The 15,603-nt window shown below is 50.2% G+C and carries 15 protein-coding genes; 6 read left to right on the top strand and 9 right to left on the bottom strand.

Going from position 1 to position 15,603, the window contains the following annotated elements; genetic code table 11:
• Positions 1–42: 42 nt before the first annotated feature.
• The 8 genes from rseP to H6G00_RS29740 all read right to left on the bottom strand — a co-directional run bounded on the left by rseP (position 43) and on the right by H6G00_RS29740 (position 9,040).
• The gene (gene rseP, locus H6G00_RS29775) at positions 43–1,134 is read right to left on the bottom strand and encodes an RIP metalloprotease RseP (RefSeq protein ID WP_190799480.1); all 1,092 of its coding nucleotides are present in this window, start codon (positions 1,132–1,134) and stop codon (positions 43–45) included.
• 102 nt (positions 1,135–1,236) lie between these two features.
• The gene (locus H6G00_RS36870; protein ID WP_190799479.1) at positions 1,237–2,856 is read right to left on the bottom strand and encodes a response regulator; all 1,620 of its coding nucleotides are present in this window, start codon (positions 2,854–2,856) and stop codon (positions 1,237–1,239) included.
• A gap of 168 nt (positions 2,857–3,024) precedes the next feature.
• Positions 3,025–3,480: a response regulator gene (locus tag H6G00_RS29765; protein ID WP_190643062.1), complete on the bottom strand. Its 456-nt coding sequence runs from the start codon at positions 3,478–3,480 to the stop codon at positions 3,025–3,027.
• Entirely contained in the window at positions 3,480–5,483 is a 2,004-nt protein-coding gene (locus tag H6G00_RS29760; protein WP_190799478.1) for a DUF4118 domain-containing protein, read from the bottom strand. The genes H6G00_RS29765 and H6G00_RS29760 overlap by 1 nt, the downstream gene beginning before the upstream one ends.
• A 391-nt stretch (positions 5,484–5,874) precedes the next feature.
• A complete protein-coding gene (locus H6G00_RS29755; RefSeq protein ID WP_190799477.1) occupies positions 5,875–7,893 on the bottom strand; it encodes a ribonuclease R family protein in 2,019 nt (672 codons plus the stop codon).
• A gap of 93 nt (positions 7,894–7,986) precedes the next feature.
• Positions 7,987–8,202 carry a 30S ribosomal protein S18 gene (gene rpsR, locus H6G00_RS29750; protein ID WP_190643059.1) on the bottom strand — a complete coding sequence of 72 codons (216 nt, stop codon included), beginning with the start codon at positions 8,200–8,202 and terminating at the stop codon, positions 7,987–7,989.
• Between the two features lie 61 nt (positions 8,203–8,263).
• Positions 8,264–8,452, bottom strand: a complete 189-nt coding sequence (gene rpmG, locus H6G00_RS29745; protein WP_190643058.1) for a 50S ribosomal protein L33 — start codon at positions 8,450–8,452, stop codon at positions 8,264–8,266.
• Positions 8,453–8,500: 48 nt separating this feature from the next.
• Positions 8,501–9,040: an RDD family protein gene (locus tag H6G00_RS29740; RefSeq protein WP_190799476.1), complete on the bottom strand. Its 540-nt coding sequence runs from the start codon at positions 9,038–9,040 to the stop codon at positions 8,501–8,503.
• Positions 9,041–9,322: 282 nt separating this feature from the next.
• Between H6G00_RS29740 and glp the strand changes: the two genes are divergently transcribed.
• The 6 genes from glp to H6G00_RS29710 all read left to right on the top strand — a co-directional run bounded on the left by glp (position 9,323) and on the right by H6G00_RS29710 (position 14,126).
• Positions 9,323–10,588 carry a gephyrin-like molybdotransferase Glp gene (gene glp / locus H6G00_RS29735; protein WP_190799475.1) on the top strand — a complete coding sequence of 422 codons (1,266 nt, stop codon included), beginning with the start codon at positions 9,323–9,325 and terminating at the stop codon, positions 10,586–10,588.
• Positions 10,589–10,809: 221 nt separating this feature from the next.
• Positions 10,810–11,478 (top strand): hypothetical protein, encoded by a 669-nt coding sequence (locus H6G00_RS29730; RefSeq protein WP_190643055.1) that lies wholly within the window; start codon positions 10,810–10,812, stop codon positions 11,476–11,478.
• 74 nt (positions 11,479–11,552) lie between these two features.
• Entirely contained in the window at positions 11,553–11,813 is a 261-nt protein-coding gene (locus tag H6G00_RS29725; protein ID WP_190799474.1) for a BolA/IbaG family iron-sulfur metabolism protein, read from the top strand.
• 66 nt (positions 11,814–11,879) lie between these two features.
• Entirely contained in the window at positions 11,880–12,203 is a 324-nt protein-coding gene (gene grxD / locus H6G00_RS29720; protein ID WP_190643053.1) for a Grx4 family monothiol glutaredoxin, read from the top strand.
• Between the two features lie 142 nt (positions 12,204–12,345).
• Entirely contained in the window at positions 12,346–13,008 is a 663-nt protein-coding gene (locus H6G00_RS29715; protein WP_190799473.1) for a hypothetical protein, read from the top strand.
• 146 nt (positions 13,009–13,154) lie between these two features.
• The gene (locus H6G00_RS29710) at positions 13,155–14,126 is read left to right on the top strand and encodes a M48 family metallopeptidase (protein ID WP_190799472.1); all 972 of its coding nucleotides are present in this window, start codon (positions 13,155–13,157) and stop codon (positions 14,124–14,126) included.
• Between the two features lie 7 nt (positions 14,127–14,133).
• On the opposite strand, the gene H6G00_RS29705 is transcribed toward H6G00_RS29710, so the two are convergent.
• Positions 14,134–15,591: a carotenoid oxygenase family protein gene (locus tag H6G00_RS29705; RefSeq protein ID WP_190799471.1), complete on the bottom strand. Its 1,458-nt coding sequence runs from the start codon at positions 15,589–15,591 to the stop codon at positions 14,134–14,136.
• Positions 15,592–15,603 lie beyond the last annotated feature (12 nt).

Here is a 15,603-nt window from a genome sequence, read left to right as displayed (position 1 = left end):
GGGCAAGATGCCCATCCCACAGGAATCCATAGCCTATGTACGCTACTGAAACAGCTTTTGAAACACCTCTAGCTGGGTTGTATCCCGGACAATCAGAAAAATGCCTAAGCCTAGCAGCAGTACTAATCCGGTCTGCATCACGTTTTCCTGGAGACGGTTGGGTAGGGGTTTGCCCCGCAGCCCTTCGATCAGTAGGAAGGTCAACTGTCCACCGTCCAGTGCAGGCAGCGGCAGGATGTTGATGATGGCCAGGTTGATGCTGATGATGGCGGTGAAGGGGAAGAGGCTAGCACTATCGGAAGCGGCAAGTCCTGCACCCTGCTCAACGATTTTGACGGGACCGGCAACCTGTCCTGCAACTTCAGAGAAGTTGGTGATGAGCATAACGAATCCTTCAACAATTCTGACGAAGGTTCTCTGAAACTCTTGAGCAGCAAGACTAAAGACCTCAAGTATTCCTCTTGGACGGCGGTATTCGGGAGTGCCGTTTGGATAAAGCTGTACGCCAATTTTGGCTTTGCCGTCGGCTCCTGGCTCTGGAACAACGGTGAGGTCAAGCTGGCGATCGCCCCGCTGCACGGTCAAATCTATTGCTTCATCAGGGCTATCTTGAATGGTTCGCATCAGTGTGGTGAGCGCTGCTTCAGAAGAGCCGAGCGGTTCACCATCTACAGCTAAAACAATATCGCCTGAGCGAATTCCAGCTTGGGCAGCGGGTGAACTTTGAGAAATTACCTGGGGCACCAGTACACCAGGCTGAAAATTGATGCCGTCTGGAATCCCTACTGTCGTAAACTGAGTCAGAAACACCAGGTAGGCAAACACCAAGTTGGCAATCACCCCAGCACTGATCACAATGGCACGGTCAAGAATGGGGCGATTGTGCAGCAGGTTGGGGTCATCTTCGGGAATGTCACTTTCGGGGTCGTCATCCGGGAAACCTACAAAACCGCCCAGGGGAATTGCCCGAATCGCGTACTCGGTCTGGCTGCCCTGATATTTCCAAAGAATGGGGCCAAAGCCAATCGAGAAGCGATTAGCGTAAATTCCTTGAAGACGGGCTGCCATGAAGTGCCCCGTTTCGTGTACCACAATCAAAATCGCCAAAACTGCGATCGCCGCCAAAACTGACATAGGTAAATTCTGCTGAAGTTTAGCTAGGTATCTTCTCTATTCTAGGCGTTTGTATCCGTCGTAGAAACGCAATCACTGGTGTCTTATCGCGCCCACAGGACTTTACGCTTCTGTAGGGGAGTGTCCTAGCAGATCGGCGATGGTCTGAAGCAGTCTTTCGGGCTCAATGGGTTTAGAGAAATGGCTTTGAAAGCCTTCAGCAAGGATGCGATCGCTGCTCTCTTGTCTGGCGTAACTGGTCAGGGCGATCGCCGGAATCTGCCCCCCTTGAGCCGCCGGTAAATCTCGTACATAGCGAATCAATGCATAGTCTGCTTCGCCCGGCATCATCATATTACTGATCAACACTTCTGGATCAAACTGTCCGAACAGCTCGATCGCTTCAGACAGGGAGGTCGTCGTTCTAATTTCTAATTCACACTGCCCCAAGACCAGGGCCAGCAATTCGCAGGTATCTGGCTCGTCATCCACGACTAGGACACGCGCTCCGCTGAGCGTGCGAGAGCCTGGTAGATCAGGACAGATGCCGGTATCGAGGTTCTGAGCGATCGGACTGCTGACTGTATCCTCCCGCACTCGGGGCAGGCTAACTGTAAAAGTGCTGCCCTGTCCAGTTCCGGCGCTTTCTACCTGCACTGTGCCGCCATGTAGCTCGACCAGGTGACGCACAATCGCTAGCCCCAATCCTAGTCCGCTCTGCCGTCGAGTGATAGAACTGTCGGCTTGTCGAAAGCGGTCAAACACATAAGGAATGAAGTCGGGACTAATGCCCTGCCCGGTGTCACGCACAACCACATTCATCATGGTTTCGGTTCGCGTCAAATTCACTTCGACTCGCCCTCCTTCGGGCGTAAATTTGACCGCATTAGAAAGCAAGTTCCACATGATTTGCTGAAGCCGCATTGAATCGCCAACAACGGGTTCAGCTTGGGGATCAAGCCACAACTGTAGGGCGATCGCCTTTGCCGCTGCCGCTGGACGAATGCTGTTCATCGCGGCTCTAATTACGGTAGCCAAATCGGTTGGCTGCATGAGCAGTTGCAGCTTACCTGTGATGATGCGCGAAACATCTAGTAAGTCTTCGATGAGCCGTGTCAGGGCTTGAGTGTTGCGCTCAATCGTCTTCACCGCACGCGCATGATTAACTTCATCAATGTTGCCCATTCGCAAAAGCTGCACCCAGCCCAACATTGCATTTAGCGGCGTTCTTAACTCATGGGACAGGGTTGCTAGAAACTCATCTTTGAGACGATTGGCAGTTTCAGCCTCAGTACGGGCAGTCCGTTCTTGCTCTAGAAGCTGCGATCGCTCTGCCTCAAGCCGAATTTTGGCACGACGAGATTCAGCCCGTTCTAGAGCAATGTTCACTGCAACAGGGACTCGCATATAGCGGTTTGGTGCTTTCACAATGTAGTCATCTAACCCCGACTTCATCGCCTCTACCGCGATTTCTTCATTGCCGGTGTTGGTAAACATCACCACTGGGCAATCTGGAAATCGGCTTTTAACAGCGTGCAGTAACTCAATTCCGGTACTCCAACCCAACTGGTAGTCGGTAATCACCAGGTCAAATTCCCACTGATTCAATGCTTCTTCAAAACCTTTGGCATCTAGAATTTCTCTGACTTCAAGGTCAGAAAACTTGCGCCTCAGCTCACGCAGGGTTAAAAAGCGATCGTCTTGATTATCGTCAATTAAGAGAATATGTAGTGGTTGACTCACAAGCTATTTCTGAAATGAGGTTTAAAAGGATTCGGGGTTAGAGATTGAGGATTGGAGAAGGGTTAGAGGTTGAAAGTTTTGAAATTTGTGCGACGCAGTTCCATCGGCGCTCGTCTCTTCAACGAACCTTGGGGGACAACCACCCTTTATCGTTGCTCTACAGCCGCTTCAGCCGTTCTCAACATTTGGCTTTTCATTCAGCGTTAGCCAATAGAGGTCAAGCATTTTCACCATTTCGAGCAGTGCATCTGGGGCAACAGGTTTAACCAGATAGGAGTTAGCGTTCAAGTCGTAAGCGCGGTTAATGTCGATGTTTTCTCTGGAAGAAGTCAGAACGACAACCGGTAAGCGACGCAGTTCGGGTTGCTGTTTGAGCCATTCCAGTACTTCTAAGCCTGAGCGCCGAGGTAGTTTGAGGTCGAGCAAGATTAGTGCAGGCAGGGGATGGCGATCGCGATCGCCATATTGGTCCACACCCGCAAGGTAATCTATTGCGCTGTCTCCGTCGTTCACGATGTGCAGTGGGTTGAGCAGCTTTGCCCGACTAAATGCGCGCCGAATCAACAGAACGTCATTCGGATCATCCTCGACTAACAAAACGTCGGATTGCGCCAGGTTGATCATCAAGTTCCTCTCCGTAATTCAATCCAAAATTGGCTGCCTTCCCCGATTTGGGACTCTAGTCCCACCTGTCCGTCCATTCGTTCTACACCTTTGCACACAATAGCTAAGCCGATGCCCGTACCAGGATAGACTTCTACTCCATGCAGCCGTTCGAAGATTTGAAAGATGCGGTTTTGGTGCTGGGGTGCGATGCCAATGCCGTTATCTGCAACCCAAAGGCGCACCTGATCCTCTCGCAATTCTGTCCAGATTCTGATTTGAGGAGTTCTTTCAGGTGGAACGAACTTGGCTGCATTGCTGATGAGGTTGCTGACAATTTGCACCAGGGTGGAACGATGACCCAGGACGGACAGCAAAGGCTTTTCGACGATGACCTGAGCCTGCTGCTCTTGCAAGCTAGCTCCTAGCTGCGTCAGGACATCTTCTACAACAGCAGTTAAGTTGATCGGTTGAAGCTGTAAGTCGGTGCGACTAACGCGACTGTAGTTCAACAAGTCTTGGATCAGGGTGTCGAGTCGGGCTGCAGCTGTAACGATACGTTGGGCATATTCCTGTCCCAAATTGTCCAGGCGATCGCCATAGTCTTCTAAAAAAGCCTGAGCAAAGCCTTGAATGGCCCGCAGAGGTGCCCGCAAATCGTGGGAAATGGAATAGGCAAAAGATTCCAACTCCTGGTTAGCTGCTTGCAATTTAAGCGTGCGCTCAATCACACGCTGTTCCAGTTCATCAGCTTTTTGCTGAATCTGATTCCTGAGTTGAGACTGACGGAGGGCGATCGCCAGTTGGTTTGCCACTTCAGCCACGATGTCCTGATATTCGTCGCTCCACTCTGTAGTCGCAGTCACAAACAGCGTTAGCTCACCCATCAGAATTCCGTCAGACACTAAGGGAACTCGAATACAGCTTCCTTGCGCTGACAGCGATCGGATGAGGGAAACTGGACAGGTTTGAGCAGCCGTTATGTATTCAACTTTTTGCTGTAGGTCTTGTTGGAAAACCCGCTCGGGCAGGAAGAAGTCCAGGGGTACAACTTCAGAGTTAGCGCCTTCACTCCTAGCTTCCTGGAGAATCTGAGCGGTGTTTGTCTCAAAGTCGAATAGGGTAGCGATCGCCCGCTCACAAGGCACTAGTTGACTCACCCGGTCCAGGGCAGTACCAATCGGTTCTCCACCAAACTCAGTAGCTAAAATAGCACGGTCAATTTCATGCAGTGCCTCCAGACGGTGAGCAGAACGAATCAAAGACTCTTCTGCCTGTTTGCGCTCAGTGATGTCACGCGTGATCCTGGAGAATCCACGCAGATTTCTGGTTTCATCTCGCAAACCCGTTGTCACAATGCTCGCCCAAAACAAAGAACCATCTTTGCGCTGCTGCCAGTCTTCACTGACGAAACGCCCTTCGGTGGTGGCAATTTGCAGTTCTTGCTGAGGCTTTAAGTGATCAGCCGCTTCTGAAGCCTGAGCGGACAAGGGATAGAGAATTATCAGGTGCCGCCCTAAAATTTCACCCGCTCCATAACCTGTGATTCGCTGAGCTCCGTCATTCCAGGTGACAATGCGTCCATCTAAATCAAGCATGAAGATGGCATAATCTTGCACACCTTCAATAATTAAACGAGACTGCTCTTCACTCCGCTTAAGCGACAGAGCAGTTGCCTCAGATCGCTGCTTACTGCGCCTCAAAGACTCATTCAAGGCGCTAATCGAGATCCCTTCGACCAAAAATATGCTGCATCGAATCGCGTCTGCTAAGTCGGTAGGGACAAAGCTGAATATGGGTGGAATAAAAAAGTAGCTCCCTACCAGGGCACTCAAAATAGTTGCCAATATTCCAGGCTTAAAACCTCCGTACCAGGCACTCACCATGACTGGCAAGATAAAAAGCAACAGCGGTGCTTCACCCTGTAGGATTGGCTCTAGCAGTAGGCGAAACAGTAGTGCCAGTAAGCTGGCTAGTACAGCTACGCCATAGTGAATTAGCGGTAAACGGTTTACCCTCAGCATGTTTAGTTTTGCCAAGAAGGTGATTGCTAGCTTTGATTAGAAAGGTAGCGATCGCCCATCAACAACCTCAGTAAACTGCGACATCACTGCTACAGGCTAGGTTAGGCCTGTCGAAAAGACGACCAACAGCCCCTCTGTTGGCTTACTCCTAATTGATTAACTATGTCGAGTTTAAGCTTTGCTCTACTTGCCTCTTATATATAGGTGGACATAGTCAGAAGGGTAGATATCTGTTTCGCGTCAAGGGTCAGGTTGAGGCTTCGCAGCTCAAAAAATGGAAATTGTCCCTATTGTCTAGAGCAATTCCCTAACTAAGAGTAGAGGTGAAATGTACCAATCACCTCTCTACTTCTGTTTAATTCAAACTATGAGAATTGCAGCTTTAGAGCAGTCAAGTTCCTACAGGTTGGGCTTCGCGCTCGGTAGACTCGGCAAATTGAATCACATCTTGCCGGGGGTCCGCATAAGTTACTTTCACGTCCAGGCGATCGCCCGGTTCAATCGGACGGTTAAACCGCATCGCTAGCTCTAAGCCCAATTCTTCAAGCAAGACTAGCCCAAGGTTTTCATGTTCCCGTAGCCAGCGCAGCATCAACGCCTGCCAGATTTCGTTGGGATGGCGGCGTAAATACTCTAGTCCCCAATAGCGATTGGTCTGACGTTCAACCAGCGTTGCCTCATAAGCAGCCGTACTCACGGATAGCATCAGCTCTTTCATCGTCTCTGCTGAGAAGGGCAGCGCATCTCCACGCAAATGCGCTTTGATTTGAAAGTGCGCCAGCAGATCGGTGTAGCGCCGAATGGGAGAGGTTACTTGAGTATAGGTATCTAAACCCAGACTGGCGTGACGCAGCGGCGTAATGCTCATTTCGCTGCGCGGCATACAGCGTCGTATCGCACAATATCGAACGGGTCCCGCTGGCAACAGCAGGAGCTCTTCTTCAGAAGGCAATTCTGGCTGAGCTTGTCCCCGGTAGGGCAGAGGTAGCCCGTGTTCGCGTCCATAACGACCTGCAACCTCACCCGCCAAAATCATCATCTCTGCGACAAGCTGACGGGAGATCGAGTTGTCCAGGACATCGATGGTGATCTCATCGTCCTGCACTTTAATCGACGATTCGGGCATGAGAATTGTGATTGCCCCCTGGGACTGCCGCCAAATTTGACGACGTTTTGCAGATCGGGCAAGTGCCTCTAGTTCTGGCTCTGCTTGCACGCCCAGTTCTAAAATTTCATCTACATCTTCGTAGGTGAGGCGATAGGTCGGCTTCACCTGACTGGCATGAATGCTGTAGTCCTCGATCGCCCCCTCTGAGTCAAGCACCACTCCAAAACTCAGTGCCGTACAAATTCGTCCCTGGGTGAGGCTCATTGGCCCAGTTGCTAGCTCCTGCGGAAACATTGGAATCATTCCAGTCGGCAGGTAGAGCGTTGTGCAACGCCGACGAGCTTCTAAGTCAAGCTCATCTTCTGGGGTAATCCAGCGAGTTGGGTCAGCAATATGGATCCACAAGCGCTGCTTGCCAAGCTCCAAAAACTCAACGCTCAGCCCATCGTCAATTTCACGAGTACTCTCATCGTCAATGGTGTAGACCTTGAGATGGGTCAAGTCCAGACGCTCGGGATCAAGGTCAAGTGGAGGATCGGCTAAGCGGCATTGAGCCATTTCTAGTACCCTGCTGGAGAACTGTGTAGGAATTTGACTCCGCCGCAGAAATAGGTTTTCGTGAGGACTCCAGAGTCCAAGGTCTACCAATAGCTGAAAGGCGGCTTGGGTCGTCTCAGCTCGTCCAAAAGCGGTTAAAACTTCCAGGGCAGGAGTCCGATTTTTGGCTTCTTCCCCAAAGGCAGCAAACCTTTCCAAGGCTTCAAGACGAGGGCGATCGCTATTCTGCCATTCTACCTGTTCTCCCTGGAGAGCCTGGTTGACTCGCTGCAAGAAGCCTTGCCATTCTTGAATTCGCTGACCCTCTACAGTTAGCTGGTGTTTCAGCTCTGCAACCTGAGCTTTTGAGCGAGGTTCATAAGAATCAGACTTCTGTTTGAAATAAATCTTATCTTCCGAGAGCAAGCAGTGCGCTGCGTAACACAGCGCTGGGCTTTGGTCAGAAAATAGCAGTAACGCCATGCCAGAGGGGTCAGCTAATTCGCTGTCCTCCACAAGCAGTTCCCAGGCAACTTCCAGACTAGAAGGATCAAGATACGGCTGAATTTCTGCTCGAAAGCTAGAGATGTCTCCTGACTTAAAGGCTTGCCCCGTGACGACGTAGGTAACCTGGCGAGGATGTAGCGTGTAAGGCTGCCCCCGCTCATCAACCACAACCCAGTGTTTTTTTCCCTCTGGGCGGTCTACTACTGCCAGACGGCGATCGCCATTCAGCCGAAATTCAACAAGTGTTCCCTTCTCCATTGAGGCCTGGGGGTAATGTTATGGGTCAGAGGTTGAGAGGTGCGGCTACAGGTGAAACTAAGTTTCCATGCACTGCCCCAGCACCCCAGCCTCTTAACCTTCTTGGTTGACAAAAGGAAGCAAAGCCAAAATTCGTGCCCGCTTAATGGCTTGCGTCAAATCGCGCTGCTGCTTTGCGGTTAAGCCGGTAATGCGACGGGGCAAAATCTTACCACGCTCGGTAATAAACTTGCGCAGCAGGTCAACGTCTTTGTAGTCAATGGGGTCTTCCGGTTTGATCGGTGAAACACGACGACGATAGTAGGTCATAGTTCGAGAGTTAAATCTTTGAAACTTTGCAAGTCAGATTGGAAATCAAGTCAGGCTGAACCTACTTGATTTCTTTGTGGGAAGTATGTTTGTTGCAATGGGTACAGAACTTGTTGAGCTCTATCCTTGCGGTCGTGTTGCGACGGTTTTTGGTGGTCGTATAGCGAGAAACCCCTGGCGATCGCTTGTCAGGGTTGGTACGACATTCCGTACACTCTAGCGTGATGATAATCCGAACGCCCTTAGCCATAATTCTACAAAATCAAATTTGCGGTAAAGAGTTAAGCACAAACCCTAATTATTTCACACGACGCTTCGCTTCAGCAACCAACCGTTTAATTTTTAGGTCTAAAGAATAGCCCCGTCGCGTCTGCACGACTAAAGTTCGGCTAATTTGGTCGTGAAAGGCTTGACGCTTTACCCGATCTGAAAAAGCGAGGCTACAGTCGGCTGGCAGCGGAAGAAACAGTATCAGTGCCCAAGCTGCCCCAGAACCCAACGTGAGCAAACTGACTAACCCTACATAAAACAGCATTGCACCCGCTCCAACCAGGGCTTCTCGCTTCACAAGTTCCTGCAAACCAGGGGTGCCGCCCACTCGCGCATCCACCACTTTCATATCCAGCGCCCATCTGCCCAGGCTTTGCCCATGATTTTTAGACACCCAAATGACGCGCATTCCCAGCCAAGCCACGATAAATACAAAAGCCACTGCGGTGATGCTGCCTCCAATCAAGGAGCTAACAATGCCGACAGCAAACAAGTCAATTAATAGAGCGGCTCCTCTTCGTTCGATTGGAACTTTAGGATAAGGAGGTGGAGAAGGATCTGGGCGCATGGGAGGATTGAGATTGGGGTTTGGGAGCTAGGGGCTAGGGTTTGGGGACTAGGGGCTAGGGGCAAATCCTATTTCAATACTAGGGTTTTAGGTTTAATCAGACTTTTGCAACGCGATGGATCATGCGTTGCCAAAGATGTTGCCAGGGAAAAGCGCATCTTTGCGGGATATTGCAGAATGCAGGCTGGTAATCTTACACGGTGGTAGTCCTACAATTTGAATCAGCCTTTCAGTCACTTGTTTCAGGACTACTCATTAAATCAGGACCATCCATTAAACATTATGCTGCCCGCGCAACAAGCAGAAGACCTTATTTTGAGCTTGGTGAAACCGCTAGATGCCCAGCAGGATAGCGAAATGGTGAATTTGCTGGCAGCTTCGGGACGAATTTTGGCAGAGGCAGTTACAAGTCAGCTTGATTTTCCGCACTGGGACAATTCCGCGATGGATGGCTATGCGGTGCGGTTTGCTGATGTGAAAACCTGTAGCGCTGAGTCGCCTGCTGAGTTGCAGGTGATTGAAGAAATTCCGGCAGGCTATATGCCTCAGAAAACGGTGCAGGCAGGGCAGGCAGCCCGGATCTTGACGGGATCGATGATGCCAACGGGAGCGGATACAGTGGTGATTCAGGAGGTGACGAAACGGGAAGGCGATCGCCTCTCCATCTTTTCTGCACCTCAACCCCAGGAATTTGTTCGGCATCGAGCAGCTTTCTACAAGGCGGGAACTCCGCTGATGCCTACTGGCTTAACATTATCTGCTCCAGAAATTGCGGTTTTGGCAGCGGCTCAATGTACGCAGGTGAAAGTTTATCGCCGTCCACGGGTGGCAATCTTATCAACTGGAAGTGAGCTGGTTGAACCCGATCAGCCCTTGCAGCCCGGACAAATCGTGGACTCCAATCAGTATGCGCTAGCGGCACTGGTTGCTCAGTCTGGTGCAGAGCCGATTTTGCTGGGAATTGTGCCCGACCAGCCGGAGGAGTTGAAAGGGGCGATCGCCCATGCCATCTCTACCGCAGATCTAGTGTTGTCTTCGGGCGGTGTTTCTGTAGGTGACTATGACTATGTCGATCGCATTCTTGCTGACTTGGGGGCACAGATTCATATTCGTGCGGTTGCGGTCAGACCTGGTAAACCTTTGACGGTGGCAACTTTCCAGAGAAACGAAAACTCTGCACCCGACGTATTCCCAATTCTCTACTTTGGTTTACCTGGAAATCCGGTTTCAGCTCTGGTTAGCTTTTGGCGTTTTGTGCAGCCTGCATTGCGAAAGCTATCTGGACACCCCAATGGATGGCAACCTCTATTTGTAGAGGGGCGATCGCTCCACCCACTCAAATCTGACGGCAAGCGTGAAAGTTACATTTGGGGGCAACTGCATCTGGTGAATGGCACTTACGAATTTCACCTGGCAGGTGGCAGTCATAGCTCTGGCAACCTCATCAATCTGGCTCAAACCAATGCTCTTGCTGTTGTGCCTGTAGGTCAAAAACTGATTTCAGTCGGAGAACCCATTCAAATCATGCAGGTTGCTCCCCTACGCTAATTCTTCACGCAAATTTTTCTGAGGAAAGAATTAGGGAACTAATTCTAACCAGCGGTGGTCTTTTTATCCTGATTAAGCTTCGGAATTTAAGTAGGCTTTGCTCATGGAATTGCTAGTAAGTTCATGCAATTCCAAAGACCTCAATAAAGAGCAAGGATGCAATGGTAAGATACCCGAAGGTTAAGCCCATCACATTTTTTGTAACATTTCAAAGTCGCTTCATGGTATTCCCTGGAACTGCCCGCTCTTCATCCTTTGTTTGTCTGCTGGCGCTGTCCACTATGGCGGCTTTGACATTGCTGCCTGTTTCAGCACAGGCACAATCCACCTCTTCGCCAGACGAAGTTGAGCAACCCATTGATGCAATTGAGGAGGGAGTAACTCCTGAATCAGACCCCAGTTCACCTGATGATCTGGAAGAATTGCGTCCTCTTTCTCAAGACGGTAGCTTGCTCAGCATTGCTGGAGGGCAGCGCTTGATGACCGAGGCAAATGATGCGATCGCCTCTCAAGACTATGCTCTCGCTACTCGCAAGCTTCAAGAAGCCCGTCAGGTTTTCAATCAGCTTTCTAATTTTTATCAAGAGTTAGCCGCTAGCTTTTCCGGCATCGACAATCGCATTGCTGATAGCCAGCGTACTCAGGCATTAGAAACTGCTCAAATGCGCGACCAGGCGACCTATCAGCTTGCCCTGGTTCATCGCGCTCAAAATCAGCCTGAGCTAGCAGTTCCGCTGCTCGTACAAATCATCCGCAGCCAGCAGCCAACACGTGAGCTAGGTCAAAGAGCTTACCGACAACTGTTTGAACTTGGGTTCGTGGATTCTCCCTATCCCAGAAACTCAGACGAGCCAACTTCCGCTACTCCTACTCCCAACGTCAACAACTAAACGCTAGATTGAACTTAGGGATTCTCCATTTTCCTGTTTAAGACTGGTTTTTAACGCGTTGGTAAGGAGGGTGAATGATTAGCCCAAGTCAAGTTGAAGCAATGATCAAAGCTGGGCTGCCCGATGCTCAGGTACAGGTTCAAGACCTCACGGGTGGCGGCGATCACTATCAGGTTACGGTAATTTCATCCCAATTTGAGGGAAAAGGGCTGGTTCAACAGCATCAGCTTGTGTATGGCGCTGTGCGGCAAGCGATGTCTTCTGAGGCGATTCATGCGTTGTCCCTGAAAACCTACACTCCTCAAACTTGGGAGTCTTCGCGGCAAGTAGTGTAAATTCGCGGCAGATAAGAATTAAGTTCCCGCTAGTATAGAACCAAGTAGTTATCCCTCCAAAGCAATATGACTCCAGAACTGCAAGAGCGCATTGACAATCTGGTAAACCAGAACAAGATCATGGTTTTCATGAAAGGCAGCAAACTGATGCCTCAGTGCGGCTTTTCTAACAACGTGGTACAAATCCTAAATATGCTGGCTGTTCCCTATGAAACGGTCGATGTATTGGCAGACCACGACATTCGCAATGGCATCAAGGAATATTCAAGCTGGCCCACCATTCCCCAGGTTTACGTTAATGGTCAGTTCGTTGGTGGCTCGGACATCTTGATTGAGCTATATCAAAAAGGCGAACTTCAGCAAATGGTTGAGGTAGCGTTAGCTTCCTAGCCTGTGAGCAGTTGCTTCAGGAAAAGACGTTAATCGTAGAGCTAGAGCTAGTCGTTTTAAGTCCCAGCAATCCACCTTGCGAAAGTGTTTGAGATAGACACGAGCCTCAACAATGGGAGGGGCGATCGCAAGGAATTTAAAAATGGGACGAAAACTTCTGCTCTGGCTAATATGGCTTAGCTTCATCGTTTATGTTTTGGTGTTTGCCCCACCGCTACAGTCGGACACTTTTCAACCCATTCAGACCCTACTTGCAGGGCAAATCCCTACCATCAATCCGGTCATCGTGTCGCTGTTCAGCCTGATTGGTATTTGGCTGTTGATTTACAGTTGTCTGGTTTTTGCAGATGGTAGGGTGCAAAATCTGCTAGCCTGGGTTTTCATGCTGGCATCCGTGGGAACGGGAGTCATTGCCTTGATTCCCTATCTTGCTCTGCGCGAACCCAATCAAAGCTTTTCAGGTGAAAAGGATGCCTGGTTGAAGCTTTTGGATGCTAAATCAACCGGAATCATTCTGTTGTTTAGCACTCTTGTTCTGCTCATTTATGCTCTGGTATTCGGGGATTGGTCTGCCTTCGTGCAGGAGTTTCTCACTAATCGGTTTATTCACGGCATGTCTTTGGCGTTTTGTTTGCTGTGCTTACTGTTTCCATATCCGACCTTGCTGAGTGATGATATGGCACGACATGGTTTGACTAGCGACTCTCAACTGTTTTGGTTCGTTGCATTGGTACCGCTGTTTGGTCCACTCGCGTACCTTTGCTTGCGTCCCCCGCTATTGTCATTTAGAAGTACTAACTCGTAGACCTTCTGCGTGAATGGTAGCGCGACTCAGCCGCGCTACCATTCACGCTTTAAGCTACCATTCACGCTTTAAAAAGTGATCCATTTCCCCGAACAAGAGGTATTGGGTTAGTTTGGATATTGGAAATTACTTAAGGAACACCTCCTATGCCAACCTACACCGGGATCTCCAGTGAAGCCTTTCGCCACCCGTTGGACTATCAGGCAGAGCAGGCATTGCGAAGCGTTCCCGGATTTGACATTGTTGCCCGTAAGTTTGTGGAATTCATCTACGAACGTCCTCGTTACGTTTACTTGATGGGCAACAGCATTGAAGTAGGGCCGCGCCAATATTCTACTGTTTACGGCATTTTTCGAGAATGCGTGCGCGATCTTGACGTGCATCCAGAGCCAGTGCTGTTTGTTTCGCAGGCTCCGATGATTAATGCTTATGCACTGGGGCAGGAACGTCCGTGCATCGTGTTGAACACTGCTCTGCTGGATTTGTTGAATGAGGCAGAACTGAGATCGGTGATTGCCCACGAGTTAGGACATATTAAATGTGGGCATACAATTCTGACTCAGATGGCACTTTGGGCAATCAATTTAGTATTTGGTTTGGCAGGAGCAACCTTTGGGTTGAGTAGTTTGGTCACAACGGGTTTGCTACTTGCGTTTTATGAATGGCTCCGCAAAGCAGAACTGTCTGCCGATCGCGCTGCTCTATTGGTCATGGATAATCTGACTCCGGTGATGCAAAACATGATGCAGCTTGCAGGCGGCAGCACTCGGTACTCCAATGAGTTGAGCCTAGACGAATTTATCCGTCAGTCGGAGCGCTATCAGGAACTTGATCAGGACAGTCTCAACCAGGTCTATAAATTCCTGCTCTATAACAACCTGTCTCAGGGAATTTTTCTAACTCATCCCTTCACTGTTGAGCGGGTTCACTATTTGCGGGAGTGGTCTACTTCTGAGGAATATCGCCAGATTCGGGGTGGAAACTATCGCCGCACAGGGCAGGGAGCTGTTAATGTCCCGGCAGACGCTCCACCTAGCGAAGTGGAAAGACTACGTCGAGAAATTGAAGATTTGCAGCAGGAGATCGATCGCATTCGGCGATCGCAATCTGACGATTAATACTGAATCAAGCTGGTTTCCAGGTGCCGTGGAAACTAAGCGGAATAACGCTTGGTAGCGCCAAACGGCAGACAGGCTCGTCATCAAGGCGATCGCCATCAAACACCCATACTTCGCTGCAACCCTGATTGCCATCAAATACGACGGTCAGTACCCAGCCTTTTGTGGGGTCTTCTGCATCGGGTGCGTAAATGGGTTCAGAGGGATAACAGTTTTCCTTCAAATGAGTTGTGGTGAAAGTGCCTGTTTGGTGGTCAAAGCGGGCGATCGCCCCAAAAAATTCCTGACTGATATCAACTCCTGGGTGATGCACGTTCAAGTAGGTGAAGCGTGACGGTTGCCCCACCTGCTGCGGATGAACGACCGGAAACTCACAGCCTCGATCCAGCAGTTCAACTGTTTCTAGCAATTGCCCAGATTGAGGATTGAGCCGTAGCCGCCACAGGGTTCCTTTTGCTGCGGTGTGCGTCTTTCCGGTGGTGACTTCTTGAAGGTATCGATTAGTCTGAAAATCGCGATAACGCACCAGATCTACTACTACAGCGCCGTCAGCATCGACGTAGCCATTGCCAAAATGCCACTGATACCAGGATTCAACCTCGCTGCGGCTGACAACCTCCAGGCTTTCCCGGTCAAGCACCAAAACCTGAGTGCCTTTTTCGGGTTGCCAGGTGAGTGATTCGCTATAGGTTTTGAATCTGAGCAACACCGGAAACGGATTAAGGTGAACCGGAGGTGCAAAAAAGACTAGATAGCGACCTGCCAGGACAAAATCGTGAATCATCGGCAGACCTTCAAGGGCGATCGCATTTTGCTTCACAATCTGCCCTGAAGCATTGCTGCGATAGACGTTCAGCACACCTGTCTTGCCGTAGGAGATGCCAAAGTTATAAATTTCCCCTGTATGCGGATCGCGTTTAGGGTGAGCGGAGTAGCGCAGATCTCGGTGCAGTTCGCCCAGGTCATCTTCTCCAAAGGTATCCAGGGTTTGCAAATCTAGCGCGTGAGGTTTGCCGCCTTCCCATAGCGCCAGCAGTTTGTCGGGGAGAGCCAACACAGACGTGTTTCCAGCATTTTTTGCGTCACGGAGAAACCGTTGCCAAAAGCCACCCGATGGCATACTGCCGTAGCCTCCAAACAGCCACTTGCCAGCCTTTTCTTCTGCCTTGTAAGCTTCGGTCTGGACAAAGCGATAAGTTCCGGTTGCGCCTGCGGGGGTAAAGTGAATACCCAGAATTGCACCATCTCCGTCAAACCAGTGTCCTGCCTGGTATTCCCCTCTTGCTAGGCGACCTGGGCCGTTGCGGTAAAGGGAACCGTGTAACCCTGGAGGAAGTTTGCCTGATAACACTTCCAAAGGAGTGAGTGGAAATTCTGAAATGGGAGAGGCGATCGCATTTTCAGCCGTTTGAGGAATTGCCTTAGCCCAGGCGCGAGTCTGTGTTCGGGGAGCAGTGCTAACCATGCCAGTTCCAAT

This window comes from Leptolyngbya sp. FACHB-541, from assembly GCF_014695875.1.
GTDB lineage: Bacteria > Cyanobacteriota > Cyanobacteriia > Elainellales > Elainellaceae > JAAUTN01.
This window is presented reverse-complemented; position numbering and strand designations above follow the sequence as displayed.